Below are 15,347 nucleotides of genomic sequence, written 5' to 3'. Positions count from 1 at the left end.
CGCGAGGACGCGCCGCTTCTTGTTCACATACGGACCAAATGTTTCATCATGCGACGGAAAACGCGCGCGCTCAGGGGACGAGAATCGTGTCCACCGCCTGCGGCAGCGTTTCGGGATAATCGAGTGTGTAATGCAGCCCGCGGCTTTCCTTGCGGTGCAGCGCCGATCGCACGATCAGGTCGGCCACCTCGACGAGGTTGCGCAGCTCGATCAGGTCGGGCGTCACGCGGAAGTGGCCGTAATAATCGGCGACCTCCTGCCGCAGCATGGCGATGCGGTGCTGCGCGCGTTCCAGCCGCTTGGTGGTGCGTACGATGCCGACATAGTCCCACATGAAGCGCCGGATCTCGCGCCAATTGTGCTGGACGATAACTTCCTCGTCCGAGTCCGTCACCCGGCTTTCGTCCCACACGCGGATCGGCGGCGGGGCGGGCAGTTCGTCGAAATGGCGGCCGATATGCGCCGCCGCCGCCTCGCCGAACACGAAACATTCGAGCAGCGAGTTGGAGGCGAGGCGATTGGCGCCATGCAGGCCGGACTGGGTGCACTCGCCCACCGCATAGAGGCCGGGCAGGTCGGTGCGGCCCTTGAGGTCCACCAGGATACCGCCGCAGGTATAATGCTGGGCGGGCACCACCGGGATCGGCTGGGTGGTGATGTCGATGCCGAGATCGATCAGCCGGTTGTAGATGTTGGGGAAATGCCCCTTCACGAACTCCGGCGGCTTGTGGCTGATGTCGAGATGGACATAGTCGAGCCCGAGGCGCTTGATCTCATGGTCGATCGCGCGGGCGACGACATCGCGTGGCGCCAGTTCCCCGCGCGGGTCGAAGCGCGGCATGAAGCGCTCGCCACCGCCCTGCACGCCCGGCGGCAGCTTCAGCAGCCCGCCCTCGCCACGCACCGCCTCGGTGATCAGGAAGTTCTTCACCTCCAGATTGTAGAGGCAGGTCGGGTGGAACTGCATGAATTCCATGTTGGAGATGCGCGCGCCGGCGCGCCATGCCATCGCGATGCCATCCCCGGTCGCGCCGCGCGGGGCCGTGGAATAGAGATAGGTGCGCCCCGCCCCGCCCGTCGCCAGGATGGTCGCGCGGCCAGTGAACAGTTCGACACGGCCGGTGCGCCGGCTGGCGGCATAGACGCCCCAGACACGGCCGTCGCCCGAATAGCGCTCGCCATGGCGGCCGGTGACGAGGTCGATCGCTGCCATGTCCGGGATGAGGGTGATGTTCGGGTTGGCATAGGCCGCCTTTTCCAGCGCCTGCTGCACCGCCCAGCCGGTGGCATCGTCGACATGGACGATGCGGCGGTGGCTGTGCCCACCCTCCCGCGTCAGATGCAGCGCGCCGGCTTCCTGGTTGAAGGGCACGCCGATGTCGATCAACTGCCGGATCGCCGCTGGCGCATGCTCGACGACATATTCCACCGTGTCGCGCCGGTTGAGCCCGGCGCCGGCGATCATCGTATCCTCGATATGGCTGTCGAACGTGTCGCCTTCCTCAAGCACCGCGGCGATGCCGCCCTGCGCCCACGCGGTCGACCCCTCGGAGAGCCCGCCCTTGGCGATCACCGCGACCTTGAAGCGGGTGGCGAGGTTGAGGGCGGCAGTGAGGCCCGCCGCGCCGGAACCGACAATGACGATATCGTAGGGATGACTAGCCATTCGCCGCCCCACGCGTCAGGTTCAGGAACACATCTTCGAGATCGGCCTCGCGCGTCGAAACGTCGACGATGCCGAGCCCGTCGCGCTGCACCGCCGCCAGCACCTCGCCGGCGTTCACGCGATCCTTGCGATAGGTGATCGAAAGCGTGCGAGCGCCCTTCAGTTCGACCTTCTCGAAACAGATATTGGCAGGCGTTTCCGCAAGATCGCGGTCCACCGTCACCTCGACGAGCTTCTCCTGCGCCATGCCGACCAGCGCGCGGGTCGATTCCTCGGCGATCAGCTTGCCGTGGTTGATGATCGCGATGCGATCGCACAGTTCCTCGGCTTCCTCGAGATAATGGGTGGTCAGCACCACCGTCACGCCCTGCTGGTTGAGCCGGCGGACATAAGCCCAGAGCTGCTGGCGCAGTTCGATGTCCACGCCCGCGGTCGGCTCGTCGAGCACCAGCACCGGCGGAGAATGGACCATTGCCTTACCCACCATCAGCCGGCGCTTCATCCCACCCGAGAGCGTGCGCGAATAGGCGTCCCGCTTGTCTTCCAGATGCAGCGCGCGGAGCAATTCCATCGAGCGCCGCTCCGACTTCGGCACGCCGTAGAAGCCGGCCTGGTTCTCGAGCGTCTCGAACGGGGTGAAGAAGGGATCGAACACGATCTCCTGATTGACGATGCCGATCGAATATTTGGCATTGCGCGGATTCTCGTCGATGTCGAAGCCCCAGATCGACGCGCGCCCCTCCGTCTTGGTGACGAGCCCGGCGAGGATGTTGATCAGGGTCGACTTGCCCGCGCCATTGGGTCCGAGCAGCCCATAGATCTGCCCGCGCGGCACCGCGAAGCTGACATTGTCGAGCGCGCGCTTGCCGCCGCGATAGGTCTTGCCCAGGCCGTCGATCACGATGGCCGCTTCTGCCGCTTCGTTCATGCGCCGCGCATAGACCCGGGCGGGGCCTGCGCCAAGCAGTTGTGTGACGACTGTGTGAAGCCATTTTCCCGCCGCTTAGCGAACGGCACTCATCGCTTCATTTGCGCGGTGACGGGCCAGAGCCCGCGGAGGCGTCTCCTGCCTCCGCAGCCGCCTGCTTGCGCGCCTGGAATTCTTCCCAGCTTACCGATTTCGGAGCCGGCTTCTCCGCCGGTTCGGGCGGCGGGGGTGGCGGCGGCGCGGGCGCGTGCCAGGCGGGGGCCGCGGGCTGCGCGACCAAGGCCGCACCCATCGCCACGCCCAGCGTATCGAGCAGGTCCGCAGCGGAGGGGCGATAGACCTTGGGAAGGGTCATCCAGCCGATCACCGCGGGCGCCGCCACGCCGGTGCGGCCCGCCGCATCCTCGATCAGCTTGCCCAGCGCATAAATGTCGCTTGCCGCGGTCAGCGGCTGCCCGGGGCTGAGTTCGGGCGCTGGATAGGCACTGTCCTCATCTTCGGGCGGCACCGGCGCAGGATTGGTCAGCCAGATCGCGCCGTCCTGGGCGACCAGCAGATTGTCCATGTCGACATCGCCATGCACCAGCCCGCGCGCATGCAGGCTCGCCAGCATCGCCAGCGTCTCTCGCAGCAGCCGATCCAGCAACGGCCGTGCCGCTTCCGCCGGCGTCTCGGCCAGGAACGCGAAAACCGGCGTTCCTTCGGCCCGTTCGGTGACGATGAAGGGCGGTTCGGCTGCCTGCTCGATCGCGATCACGCCGGGCATGCCCGCGATCGGCTGCCGCGCGAAGATCAGCCAATAGCCGAAATGGGCATCGAGCAGCGTCCTGGCCTGATCCGACGCCACCGGCTTGGCGACGCGGATCAGCACCGGCCGTTCGAGCTGGACGTCCACCGCATGGCACAACCGGAAGCTGCCATCCTCATCAAGATCGCGCTCGATGCGGTAACGACCGCCGATGATCTCGGGTCCGCGCGGCTGTGCCGGCAGGACGGTCGCTTCCTCCACCGCCTCCCCGCCGGCAAGCGCCACGGCGATGCGATAATGGCCGATCTCGATCAGGTCGCCATCCGCCAGCCTGTGCGCCCCTTCCAGTCGGTCGCCGCTGCCGTTCACATAGGTGCCGTTGGTGCTGGTATCGGTCAGCATGAAATGGCCGTCTTCCCAGGCGATGCGCACATGCTTGCTGGAAATATGATTGTCCGGATCGGGCAATTGCCACTGGCTGGCGCCGGAGCGGCCGATCACCGCCTTGCCGCCTTCCTCTAGCACGAAGCGCGAAGGCAGGCCGTCGGGCAGTGCCTCTGCATTCTCGATGGTCAGGGTCAGGGCCTCGAGGGGCATCCGGCAATCCTCACGCTACTTGTCCCGATTCCGGCGGCCTTTGGCCACCGACGCCCCCTGTGTTTAGCGGAACGTGTCATTTGATTTCTGTGCCCGCAATCACTTTTAGCGAGACGCGATCATCCGATGTTGATCGCTCCGCCCAAGCTTGCTAGCGCTCCGCCCGTGATACCGCCGCCCGAAACCACCCGCACCAACTCCGCCCGCGTCGCCTGTGACGGCGCGACGGAAATCGCACCTTCGCTTGGCCACCCGCGCGTTTGGCTTGAGATCGACGAGAAGGGCTATGTCGATTGCGGCTATTGCGATCATCGCTTCATCCTGATCGGCGGACCGGCCGACAGGGGCGACAACGGGGCTGCGCAAGCCGCCTGATCGTGCCTATATCGGCGGCATGACCCAGACAGCCGCCGATCCCCGCGCCTTCCTCTACCGCCCCGACGCCCTCGATCCCGATACCGCGCTCAGGCTCACCGCCGAAGCGCTGAAGTCGGCGGACGATGGCGAACTCTATCTGCAATATCGCGCGCAGGAGAGTTTCGGGTTCGACGACGGGCGCCTCAAGACCGCCGACTATTCTACCGTCAACGGCTTCGGGCTGCGCGGCGTGTCGGGCGAGACCACCGCCTTCGCGCACGCCAATGATGTCAGCGCCGACGCGATCCGCCGTGCCGCGGCGACCATCGCTCTGCTCGACCCTTCGACCAACGGCCTCGCCGCCCCGCCCCGGCGCAGCAATCGCCACCTCTATACCGAGGCGGACCCGATGGCGCTGATCCCCTTCGCGAAGAAGGTGGAGTTGTGCCAGGCGATCGACGCCGCCGCCCGCGCGCGCGATCCCCGCGTCGCGCAGGTCTCGGTCGGCCTCTACGGAGCGTGGAGCGTCGTCGAGATCGTCCGGCCCGATGGCTATGTCGCGACCGACGTCCGCCCGCTCGTGCGCCTCAACGTCGGCATCGTCGTCGAGCAGAACGGCCGGCGCGAAACCGGCAGCTTCGGGATCGGCGGCCGCTATCTCTATGACAGCCTGTTCGAACCGGCGACGTGGAATCGCGCAATCGACGAGGCGGTGCGCCAGGCGCTGGTCAACCTCGATTCGGTCGCCGCTCCCGCGGGCGAAATGACCGTGCTGCTCGGGCCGGGCTGGCCCGGCGTTCTGCTGCACGAGGCGGTCGGCCATGGGCTCGAAGGCGATTTCAACCGCAAGGGCACCAGCGTCTTCTCCGGCCGGATCGGCGAAAGGGTCGCCGCGCCGGGCGTCACCGTGATCGACGATGGCTCGATCGCCAACCGTCGCGGCTCGCTTTCGATCGACGACGAAGGCACGCCGACACAGGAGAATATCCTGATCGAGGACGGCATTCTGAAAGGCTATATCCAGGACCGACTGAACGCCCGCCTGATGGGTGTCGCCCCCACCGGCAACGGCCGCCGCGAAAGCTATGCGCATGCCCCGATGCCGCGGATGACCAACACCTTCATGAACGGCGGCAACGACGATCCCGCCGAACTGCTCTCCCGCGTCAAGAACGGCATCTTCGCCAAGAGCTTCGGCGGCGGCCAGGTCGACATCGTCTCGGGCAAGTTCGTTTTTTCCTGCACCGAGGCCTATCGCATAGAAAATGGCCGGCTGGGCGCCCCGATCAAGGGCGCGACGTTGATCGGCGACGGCCCGACCGTGCTGACCAAGGTCACCGGCATCGGCAACGACATGGCGCTGGACGAGGGCGTGGGCGTGTGCGGCAAGGGCGGCCAGAGCGTGCCCGCCGGCGTCGGGCAGCCGACCCTGCTGATCGAGGGACTGACGGTGGGCGGCACCGCCGCCGCCTGACCAGGCCCGCCTGAAACCTTTTTGGCGCGCGATCGCTGAACAGGTCAGGCGCAGCCCTTGAGGGAGCAGGATCATGACCGACGCCAACGCCGTGCAGGACGGCACCCGCGAGATTCTCGATTATTGGCTGCGCGATGTCGGCGCCGCGGGCTGGTGGCAGCGTTCGGATGCGACCGACGCCGAGATCGCCCGGCGCTTCCGGCCGCTGTGGGAAGAATGGCGGTCACGCACTGCCGCCAGCTTCCTCGGCTCTGCGGAAGAGGCCTTGGCGGGCGCGATCCTGTTCGACCAGTTCTCGCGCAACATGTTCCGCGGCCATGCCGACGCTTTTTCAACCGATCCGCTGGCGGTCGCCATCGCCCGCGGCGCGATCGACAAGGGCTATGACGACGCCGTTGGCGCGGACGAACGCATCTTCTTCTATCTCCCGTTCGAGCACAGCGAATCGATCGAGGACCAGAAGCGCTCGCTCGCCCTTTTCACTGCGCTCGGGCAGGACGAGACCCTAGAATTCGCGCGCAAGCATCATGACATCATCGCCCGCTTCGGCCGCTTCCCGCACCGCAACGCCGTGCTCGGTCGCAAAGACCGCCCCGGCGAGGCAGAGGCCGCGGCCGAAGGCGCCAACTGGTAGGCCGATGGCGCTCGTCACCATCGCCGAATTCACCGATCCGATCGGCGCGGGCATCCTGCGCGACCGGCTGGCCGCAGCCGGCATCGAGGCCTTGGTCTTCGACGGGGCAACCGCCAGCCTCGGGCTCGGCTGGGTCATGCCGGCACGGCTGATGGTCGAGGCCAAGGACGAAGCCGCGGCACGCGCATTGCTCGACGGGGATTGAGCCGATCCCGTCCTCCGCGAGCCTTGCTCGGGGGAAGCGAGGCGGGTGGATCATGTTCCTCGGGTGATACGCCCCCTCTCCTGCCCCCGCCGGGATATGCCACCGTGCCGTCCGGACGTGCCCACCAGACGAGCAGCGCCGCAATCAAACTGGAACACAACTGCCCAATTTTTACGCAGTTTCTCGCATCTGCACAATGAAGAGGCGTCACGCGGCCGCCAGAACGCGCTAAATTGGTTCCCGTTCCACCATAAAGCGCAATTTTCGAATTTGGCACGCCCCTTGCGAAGCTGATGTGGCTGCAAAGCGAGGGAGGCAGAATGAAACTCGTCATCGCCATCATAAAGCCATTCAAACTCGACGAAGTGCGCGAAGCGCTCTCCGAGGTCGGGGTCGCGGGCATGACAGTCAGCGAAGTAAAGGGCTTCGGTCGGCAAAAGGGGCAGACCGAAATCTATCGCGGCGCTGAATACAGCACGAACATGGTTCCCAAGATCAAGATCGAGGTCGTGTGCGGCAGCGATCTGGCGGGCCGCGTGGTCGAGACGATCCAGGCCTCCGCGAACACCGGGGCGATCGGCGACGGCAAGATCTTCGTGCTCGACGTCGGCCAGGCCGTGCGCATCCGCACCGGCGAAACCGACGAAACCGCGCTCTGAGCAAAAAGGGGGAAAGATGAAGACGCTGACCAAATTGATTGGCGGAGCAGGGGCGCTGGGCGTCTCCCTCTTCGCGGCGCTGCCCGCCTGGGCGCAGGATGCGGCCGCTGCCGCGCCGGTCCCGAACAAGGGCGACACCGCCTGGATGATGGTTTCGACCGTGCTCGTCATGGCGATGATCGTGCCCGGCCTCGCGCTGTTCTATGGCGGCCTCGTCCGCACCAAGAACATGCTGTCGGTGCTGACGCAGACGATCGCCGTCGCCAGCCTCGCGATGATCATGTGGGTGATCTACGGCTATGGCCTCGCCTTCGGCGGCGACTTCAATCAGATCCTCTCGTCGGGCAAGTTCTTCCTCGCCGGCGTGACCGGTGACTCGACCGTCGCGACCTTCACCGACGGCGTCGTCATCCCCGAATTCGTCTTCATCGCCTTCCAGATGACCTTCTCCGCGATCACGGTCGCGCTGGTCATCGGCGGCCTCGTCGAGCGCATCAAATTCTCGGCGCTGATGGTCTTCGCCGCGATCTGGCTGACGATCGTCTATTATCCGATCGCGCACATGGTGTGGTACCTCGGCGCCACCCCGGAAGCGACCGGCTACATCTTCGGCCTGGGCGCGCTGGACTTCGCGGGCGGCACCGTCGTCCACATCAACGCCGGTGTCTCGGCCCTGGTCGGCGCGATCATTGTCGGCAAGCGCATGGGTTACGGCAAGGATGTCATCGCACCACACTCGCTGACCCTGACCCTGGTCGGCACCGGCCTGCTGTGGGTGGGCTGGTTCGGTTTCAACGCCGGCTCGGCGCTCGAAGCCAATGGCTCGGCCGCACTCGCGATGATCAACACCTTCACCGCCACCGCTTCGGCCGTCCTGTTCTGGATGCTCACCGAAAAGGCGCTCGGCCATAACGGTTCGCTGCTCGGCGCCTGCTCCGGCGCGGTTGCCGGCCTCGTCGCCGTCACCCCGGCCGCCGGCAACTCCGGCCCGTTCGGCGCGATCCTGCTGGGTGCGGTCGCCGCGGTGGTCTGCTGCATCTTCGTGATGAAGATCAAGCCGAAGCTCGGCTTCGACGACTCGCTTGACGCGTTCGGCATCCACGGCATCGGCGGCATCATCGGTTCGATCGGCACCGCCGTCACCATGCTGCCGGCGCTCGGTGGCCCGGGTGCGGCTGACTATAACCTCGGCAGCCAGCTCGGCATCCAGATCATCGCCGTCGCCATCGCCATCGCCTGGTCGGCGATCGGCGCCGCCATCGCCTTCTTCGCCGCCAAGCTGCTCACCGGCCTGCGCGTCACCCCGGAAATCGAACAGGGTGGCCTCGACCTCGGCGAGCATGGCGAGCGTGCCTACAACTACTGATCGGATCGGGGGGCGGCCGATCCGCCCCCCCACATAGGTTCCTCCTGCGGACCACTGGCCGGTGCGGCAACGCACCGGCCATTTTTTATCGAAATGCGAAGCGCCGCTATCCTCCGGCCCACCTTGGCAAGCGCCCTTCGGCGCGCGACAAGCGCCGCCATGTCAGAGACGATGCCCAGCCTGCCGATCTTCGTCCGCCTCGCCGGCCGGCCGGTGATCCTGCTCGGCAATGGCGACGCCGCAGCGGCGAAACACCGGCTGCTCGAACGCGCCGGCGCAACCATCGTCGATGAAAGCGCCACCGCCGCGCTCGCCATCGTCGCGATCGGGGAGGATGCGGAGGCCGGCGCTGCGATCGCGCGGCTGAAGGCGCGCGGCATCCTCGTCAACGCGGTCGATCGCTCGGCGGATTGCGACTTCACCTTGCCCGCGATCGTCGACCGCTCCCCCGTGCTGATCGCGGTCGGCACCGGCGGTGCTTCCGCCGGGCTCGCCAAGGCGCTGCGCCAGCGGCTGGAGGCGCTGCTGCCCGCACAGCTCGGCGCCATCGCCACCGGCCTCGCCGCCGCCCGCGCGGCGATCCGCACCCGCTGGCCCGAACCGTCGACGCGCCGCCGCGCGATCGACGCCGCGTTCGATCCCGGCGGCCCGCTCGATCCGTTCATCGCGCATGAGGACGACGCGGTCGCCACCTGGCTCGCCAGCGCCGGCGCGGTCAACGCCGCCACCCGCCTCGTCCCCCTCGCCCTCACCTCGCCCGATCCCGACGCGCTCACCCTGCGTCAGGCGCGGCTGCTGGCGCAGGCGGATACGCTGTTCCACACCGCCGCCGTGCCTCGCGCGATCCTCGACCGCGCCCGCGCCGATGCCGCGCGCGTTGAGGCCGAAACACGCCCCGATGCGTTGCCCCCCGGGCTTGCGCTGTTCGTGACGATGGAGATGCAATGAGGGCGTTCGGCAATGTGCTTGAGGGGGATCATGCCTCGCACGTGTCGCTGGAGGAGGCGCTGGCCCAGACCGGGATCGCGCCGCTCGTCTGGCTGCACCTAGATGCCAATGACCCCGACTGCATCGACTGGCTGGAGCGCCAGTCCTGCCTCAATCCCATCGTCATCGCCGCGCTCGTCGCCACCGAGACGCGGCCGCGCGCCGAAGCGATCGAGGATGGCGCGCTGATCAACCTGCGCGGCCTTGCCGAAGATCCCGAGAAGATCGACGACAGCCTCGCCTCGATCCGCATCTGGGCGGAAAAGGGCCGGGTGATCTCGGTCTTCCGCCACCGTCTCACCGCGATGCCCAAGGTCGAGGCGAAGATGATCGAGGGCCGGCTGCGCGATCCCGGTGACCTCATCGCCGCCATCGCCGTCGCCATCACCGAACAGCTCGATCCCGACGTCGCCGGGCTGGGCGACGAACTCGACGATTGCGAGGAGGGTCTGGACGGTGAGCGGCTCTACGCGCTGCGTCGCACGATCTCGCGCGTCCGGTCGCAGTCGATCGGCTATCGCCGCTTCGTCTCGCCGCAGCGCGACGCGCTCGAGCGGCTGGCCGCGCTGCCCGCGGACTGGCTGGCGGACGACGACCGCCTCCACCTGAAGGAAGCCGCCGACCGCGCCGCGCGCATGGCCGAAGAGCTCGAGGCGGTGCGCGAACGCGCGGCACTGATGCACGAGCAGGTGATGGACCTGCGCGCCGAACAGCTCGATACGCGCGCGCTGCTGATTTCGGTGGTCGCCCTGGTCTTCCTGCCGCTGACCTTCATCACCGGTCTGCTCGGCATGAATGTCGAGGGCATTCCCTTCGCGAAGGAGCCCTGGGCGTTCCAGGGCGTGCTGTGGGTGTGCGTGGCGATCGCGGTGGCCATCACCGGCTATTTCCTGCGCGCGCACTGGTTCCGGTGAGCCGCCGCCGCGCTGGGCCGCCCGAGCCCGCGCAACCGCCCGTGCCCGAGACCTGCTTCCTGTGCGATCGTCCGCTGGGCCGGCGCGTTGAGCGCCACCATCCGGTGCCCAAGAGCCGCGGCGGCCGGGTAACCGTGCCGATCCACCCGATCTGCCACAACGCGATCCACGCCGCGCTCGGCAACAAGCTGCTCGAACGCACCCACTTCACTGCCGAGGCGCTGCGCGCGAACCCGGAGATCGCCCGCTTCGTGGCCTGGGTGCGCGGCAAGCCGCCCGACTTCCACGCGCCGACGCGCGGACGACGCGCGCGTTGACCGGTATCAGCTCTTCAGCACCCGCCCGGCAACCGCATCCAACTTGGCGAGCAGCGCCGGATCACGTGCATCGGGCGCGGTAATCAGCGCGAAATCCAGCGACGTGTCGATCGGCGACACCTCTCGCTCCGCCGGCAGCGCCAGCGCGATTTCGCGCACCATCGCGCGGGCGGCCTTGGCGTTGCCCGCCATCACCTTCATCACCGAGGCAACGTCGACATGATCCTCGCCCTCGCGCCAGCAATCATAGTCGGTGACCATGCCGACCAGCGCGTAGGGCAGTTCCGCCTCGCGCGCGAGCTTGGCCTCGGGCATCGCCGTCATGCCGATCAGGTCGCAGTTCCAGCTCCGGTAGAGATGGCTTTCGGCGCGCGTCGAGAATTGCGGGCCCTCGATCGTGATGTGGGTGCCGCCTTCGGCCACCACCGCGCCGGCACTGCGCGCCGCCTCCACCGCGAGCCCCGCCAGGCGCGGGCAAACCGGATCGGCCATCGAAACATGCGCGACCATGCCCGATCCGAAGAAGCTCGGCTGGCGCAGCCAGGTGCGGTCGATGAGCTGGTCGGGCGCCGCGAACATTCCCGGCGCCAGATGCTCGCGCAGCGAGCCCACTGCCGAGACCGAGAGGATGTCGGTGCAGCCGGCGCGCTTCAGCGCGTCGATATTGGCGCGATAGTTGATCTCGCTCGGCGACAGACGATGGCCGCGGCCATGGCGCGGCAGGAAGATCAGGGTCACATCGCCGATGCGGCCCTTGAGCAAGGCGTCGGAGGGCTTGCCCCACGGCGTCTCCACCTCGATCCACTGCTGGTCCTCCAGCGCGTCGATCGCATAGAGCCCCGATCCACCGATCACGCCCAGCGTCCAGCCGCCCATCGCTCAACCTTCCTTGTCGCAGCGCCCGACCGGGCGCGAAACTCGCCCCATGCGGGGCTTGGATGACAGGCGCAAGTCAGCCGCGGGCAAGGCTTCGCCGCATGCCGTAGGCGAAATAGACGATCAGCCCGAGCGCGGTCCAGATGAGGAACGAGATCTGGGTGAGCCGTGACAGGCTGACGAACAGATAGAGGCAACCACCGATCGCCCCCAGCCCGACCAGCCAGTGCGCCGGCGTGCGGAACGGCCGCCGCGCATCGGGCGCGCGTTTGCGCAGGATCAGCATGCACAATGCGACCGCGATGAACGCGCACAAGGTGCCCGAATTGGCGAGCGCGGCGATCTGGTCCAGCGGCACCAGCCCCGCGAAGACACTGACGAACACCGCGGTCAGCGCAGTGATCCGCACGGGCGTGCCGCGGCGGGAAATCTTCGCCAGCGCGGGCGGCAGGAAGCCGTCGCGCGCGACCACCAGGAAGATGCGGCTCTGCCCATAGAGGAAGGCGAGCAGCACGGTGGGCAATGCGATCACCGCCGCCGCGCCGACGATCCGCGCCACGCCCGGCGCCTCGATGCTGCGCAGGATCAACGCCAGCGGCTCGGGGCTGGACGAGAAGTCGGCGAAATAGACTGCCCCCACCGCCGCGGCAGAGACCACGACGTAGATCAAGGTGCAGGCCAGCATTGATCCGACGATGCCGATCGCCAGATCGCGCTCGGGTTTCTTGGCTTCCTCCGCCGCGGTCGAGATCGCATCGAAGCCGTAGAAGGCGAAGAAGATGATCGCCGCCGCCGCCATCACCCCGCGCTCGACGCCATCGGGGCCCATCGTCTTGCCGAAGCCGAACGGCATGAAGGGCTCGAGGTTGGCGGTATCGAAATGCGGCAGTGCGACGAATACGAACAGCGACAGCGTGGCGATCTTGATGACGACCAGCACGGTGTTGAGCCAGGCGCTCTCACGCGTCCCCAGCATCAGCAGCCCGGCGACGATGCCGATGATGATGATGGCGGGCACGTTGACGCCCATCGAAACGAGCTGGAAACTGCCGTCCCAGAGATGCCCCGTGAACACCGGCCCGTGGGTCAGCGCATCGGGCGGCGCCAGGCCGAGCCCCTGCAGGAAGCCAACCGCATAGCCCGACCAGCCGACCGCCACGGTCGACACCACCAGCGAATATTCGAGGATCAGGCTCCAGCCCACCACCCAGGCGAACACCTCGCCCAGCACGGCATAGCTGTAGGTGTAGGCGCTGCCCGCCGCCGGCATCATCGTCGCCATCTCGGCATAGGCCAGCGCCGCGCAGGCGCAGATCGCGCCGGCGATCGCGAAGCTCAACAGCACCGCCGGCCCCGCCTTGCCCGCACCGACGCCGATCAAGGTCAGGATGCCGGTGCCGACGATCGCGCCGACGCCCAGCGCCATAAGATGCGGCCACCCCAATGTCCGCGCCATCTGATGGTCCGCCGGCCGGTCCTCGGGGGCGACGATGGTCTTGCGGCGGAGCATGGCGGTCATGGGAACTTCCGGTAAATGTGGAATGGCGAACGCTGGACGGCGGCGGCCCCAGCGTCAAGTTGGTGCCCACCCGCAAACGACCAGTCCAAGCAGTTTCGGGGACACAATACTAAACAGCTGATTTTGTATTATGTCCCCGAAATAGCCGCACGGTTGACCTTGCCCGCGCACAATGTTTCACCTGCGCGATGAGCACGGCAGCGCCCGCCCCTACCGCAAACCTCGACACCGCTCTCGCCCAGCTGCGGGCGCTCGTCCGCGCAGATCCGTCGCGCGCGGAGCAGCAGGCCGCCGCGATCCTCGCAGTGCATCCGTCCCACGGCGAAACCTTGCGCCTCCTCGCCCGCGCCCATTCCGCGCAGCGCCGCACCGATGCCGCGATCGCCGCCCTGCTCCGCGCCACCCGCGCCGAGCCCGACAATCCCGAGGGTTGGCGCGCGCTGGGCGACCAGTTCGTGCTCAAGGGCGACGGCGCGGGGGCGGACGCGGCCTATGCCCGCCAGATCAAGACCTCGGTCAACGATCCGGCGCTGCGCCATGCGGCGGTCGCGCTGGTCGACAATCAGTTGGCGGTGGTCGAGCGCATCCTGAAGCCGCACCTCAAGGCCCACCCCACCGATGTCGCCGCGATCCGCATGCTCGCCGAACTCGCCGGCCGCCTCGGCCGCTATGGCGATGCCGAGAAATTGCTTGTCCGCGCGGTCGAACTCGCCCCGGGCTTCGATCAGGCGCGCTTCAACCTCGCGACCGTGCTCTACCGACAGAACCGCACATTGGAGGCGATCGAGCAGCTCGACATCCTGCTGGACGAGGATCCCGACAACCCCGCGTGGCGCAACCTCAAGGGCGCCGCGCTCGGGCGGATCGGCGACTATGGCGAGGCGATTGCCCATTTCGAGGCCGTGCTCAAGGCGCGCCCGGGCGAGCCCAAATTGTGGATGAGCTACGGCCACGCGCTCAAGACGATTGGGCGGCAGGAGGATGGCGTCGCCGCCTATCGCCGAAGCATCGCACTGGCGCCGGGCTTCGGCGAGGCGTGGTGGAGCCTGGCCAACATGAAGACCGTGCGCTTCGACGCGACCGACCTCGCGACGATGGAAGGCGCGCTGACGCAGGCCGGGCTAGCGGCGGACGATCGCCTCCACCTCCATTTCGCGCTGGGCAAGGCGCATGAGGATCGCGACGCGGCCGAAGCCGCCTTCCGCCATTATGACGCCGGCAACCGGCTGCGCCGCGAGCAGCTCGATTATGATCCGGATGAAACCAGCCGCCATGTCGATCGCTCGGTCGCGCTGTTCACGCCGGCATTCTTCGCGGCGCATGGCGGGCGGGGCGATCCCGCGCGCGATCCGATCTTCATCCTCGGCATGCCGCGCGCCGGATCGACCTTGATCGAACAGATCCTCGCCAGCCATAGCCAGGTGGAAGGCACGCAGGAACTGCCCGACATCGCGATGCTCGCGCGGCGGCTGGGCGAACGCAAGCTCAGCAGCCAGGACAGCCTCTATCCCGAGCGGCTCGGCGACCTCGACGCGCCGGCTCTCGCCGCGCTTGGTGCCGAGTTTCTCGAGCGCACCCGCGTCCACCGCAAGACCGGACGGCCGTTGTTCATCGACAAGATGCCCAACAATTGGGCGCATGTCGGGCTGATCCACCTGATCCTGCCCAACGCGACGATCATCGATGCGCGCCGCCACCCGCTCGGTTGCTGCTTCTCCAACTTCAAGCAGCATTTCGCGCGCGGCCAGGCCTTCTCCTACGGGCTCGACGATATGGGCCGCTATTATGCCGACTATGTCCGGCTGATGGACCACATCGATGCGGTATTGCCCGGCCGCGTCCATCGCATCTTCTATGAACGGATGATCGACGACACCGAAAGCGAGATCCGTCGCCTGCTCGATCATCTGGGCCTGCCGTTCGAGCCGGCCTGCCTCGACTTTCACCGCAACGACCGCGCGGTGCGCACCGCCAGTTCGGAACAGGTGCGCCAGCCCATCTTCCGGTCGGGCATGGACCAATGGCGACAATTCGACCCGTGGCTGCAGCCATTGAAAGACGCGCTGGGGCCCGTATTGGCGACCTATCCCCACGGCTGAG

Annotated in this window: 15 protein-coding genes; 10 read left to right on the top strand and 5 right to left on the bottom strand. The window is 67.3% G+C overall.

Annotated elements, in window-relative coordinates:
• Positions 1-70 precede the first annotated feature (70 nt).
• The 3 genes from nadB to FHS96_RS12100 all read right to left on the bottom strand — a co-directional run bounded on the left by nadB (position 71) and on the right by FHS96_RS12100 (position 3,939).
• Positions 71-1,666: an L-aspartate oxidase gene (gene nadB / locus FHS96_RS12110; protein ID WP_429591363.1), complete on the bottom strand. Its 1,596-nt coding sequence runs from the start codon at positions 1,664-1,666 to the stop codon at positions 71-73.
• The gene (locus FHS96_RS12105) at positions 1,659-2,594 is read right to left on the bottom strand and encodes an ABC transporter ATP-binding protein (RefSeq protein WP_429591360.1); all 936 of its coding nucleotides are present in this window, start codon (positions 2,592-2,594) and stop codon (positions 1,659-1,661) included. The genes nadB and FHS96_RS12105 overlap by 8 nt, the downstream gene beginning before the upstream one ends.
• A gap of 97 nt (positions 2,595-2,691) precedes the next feature.
• Positions 2,692-3,939, bottom strand: a complete 1,248-nt coding sequence (locus tag FHS96_RS12100) for an FHA domain-containing protein (RefSeq protein ID WP_429591357.1) — start codon at positions 3,937-3,939, stop codon at positions 2,692-2,694.
• A gap of 165 nt (positions 3,940-4,104) precedes the next feature.
• On the opposite strand from FHS96_RS12100, the gene FHS96_RS12095 reads away from it, so the two are divergent.
• The 9 genes from FHS96_RS12095 (at position 4,105) to FHS96_RS12055 (ending at position 10,852) form a co-directional block, all read left to right on the top strand.
• Positions 4,105-4,314, top strand: a complete 210-nt coding sequence (locus tag FHS96_RS12095; RefSeq protein ID WP_429591354.1) for a zinc-finger domain-containing protein — start codon at positions 4,105-4,107, stop codon at positions 4,312-4,314.
• Between the two features lie 19 nt (positions 4,315-4,333).
• The gene (gene tldD / locus FHS96_RS12090; protein WP_429591351.1) at positions 4,334-5,770 is read left to right on the top strand and encodes a metalloprotease TldD; all 1,437 of its coding nucleotides are present in this window, start codon (positions 4,334-4,336) and stop codon (positions 5,768-5,770) included.
• Positions 5,771-5,843: 73 nt separating this feature from the next.
• Entirely contained in the window at positions 5,844-6,404 is a 561-nt protein-coding gene (locus FHS96_RS12085; RefSeq protein WP_429591349.1) for a DUF924 family protein, read from the top strand.
• A gap of 4 nt (positions 6,405-6,408) precedes the next feature.
• Positions 6,409-6,609, top strand: coding sequence for a putative signal transducing protein (locus FHS96_RS12080; RefSeq protein WP_429591347.1), 201 nt, complete (start codon positions 6,409-6,411; stop codon positions 6,607-6,609).
• A gap of 320 nt (positions 6,610-6,929) precedes the next feature.
• Positions 6,930-7,268, top strand: coding sequence for a P-II family nitrogen regulator (locus FHS96_RS12075; protein WP_025294327.1), 339 nt, complete (start codon positions 6,930-6,932; stop codon positions 7,266-7,268).
• A gap of 16 nt (positions 7,269-7,284) precedes the next feature.
• Entirely contained in the window at positions 7,285-8,634 is a 1,350-nt protein-coding gene (locus FHS96_RS12070; RefSeq protein WP_429591344.1) for an ammonium transporter, read from the top strand.
• Positions 8,635-8,805: 171 nt separating this feature from the next.
• Positions 8,806-9,582, top strand: coding sequence for a precorrin-2 dehydrogenase/sirohydrochlorin ferrochelatase family protein (locus FHS96_RS12065; RefSeq protein WP_429591787.1), 777 nt, complete (start codon positions 8,806-8,808; stop codon positions 9,580-9,582).
• Entirely contained in the window at positions 9,579-10,535 is a 957-nt protein-coding gene (locus FHS96_RS12060; RefSeq protein ID WP_429591341.1) for a zinc transporter ZntB, read from the top strand. Before FHS96_RS12065 ends, FHS96_RS12060 begins: the two co-directional genes overlap by 4 nt.
• The gene (locus FHS96_RS12055) at positions 10,532-10,852 is read left to right on the top strand and encodes an HNH endonuclease (protein ID WP_429591338.1); all 321 of its coding nucleotides are present in this window, start codon (positions 10,532-10,534) and stop codon (positions 10,850-10,852) included. Before FHS96_RS12060 ends, FHS96_RS12055 begins: the two co-directional genes overlap by 4 nt.
• A gap of 6 nt (positions 10,853-10,858) precedes the next feature.
• On the opposite strand, the gene FHS96_RS12050 is transcribed toward FHS96_RS12055, so the two are convergent.
• Both FHS96_RS12050 and FHS96_RS12045 read right to left on the bottom strand, forming a co-directional pair.
• Positions 10,859-11,728, bottom strand: a complete 870-nt coding sequence (locus FHS96_RS12050; RefSeq protein ID WP_429591335.1) for an S-methyl-5'-thioadenosine phosphorylase — start codon at positions 11,726-11,728, stop codon at positions 10,859-10,861.
• 76 nt (positions 11,729-11,804) lie between these two features.
• Positions 11,805-13,247 (bottom strand): amino acid permease, encoded by a 1,443-nt coding sequence (locus FHS96_RS12045; RefSeq protein WP_429591332.1) that lies wholly within the window; start codon positions 13,245-13,247, stop codon positions 11,805-11,807.
• 188 nt (positions 13,248-13,435) lie between these two features.
• Between FHS96_RS12045 and FHS96_RS12040 the strand changes: the two genes are divergently transcribed.
• Positions 13,436-15,346 carry a tetratricopeptide repeat-containing sulfotransferase family protein gene (locus tag FHS96_RS12040; RefSeq protein ID WP_429591329.1) on the top strand — a complete coding sequence of 637 codons (1,911 nt, stop codon included), beginning with the start codon at positions 13,436-13,438 and terminating at the stop codon, positions 15,344-15,346.
• The last annotated feature ends 1 nt before the right edge of the window (position 15,347 follow it).

Origin of the sequence: Sphingomonas zeicaulis (assembly GCF_050433225.1) — a bacterium.
GTDB lineage: Bacteria > Pseudomonadota > Alphaproteobacteria > Sphingomonadales > Sphingomonadaceae > Sphingomonas_D > Sphingomonas_D zeicaulis.
The sequence above is the reverse complement of the archived record's forward strand: the minus strand, read 5'-3'. Positions and strand labels throughout refer to the sequence as shown.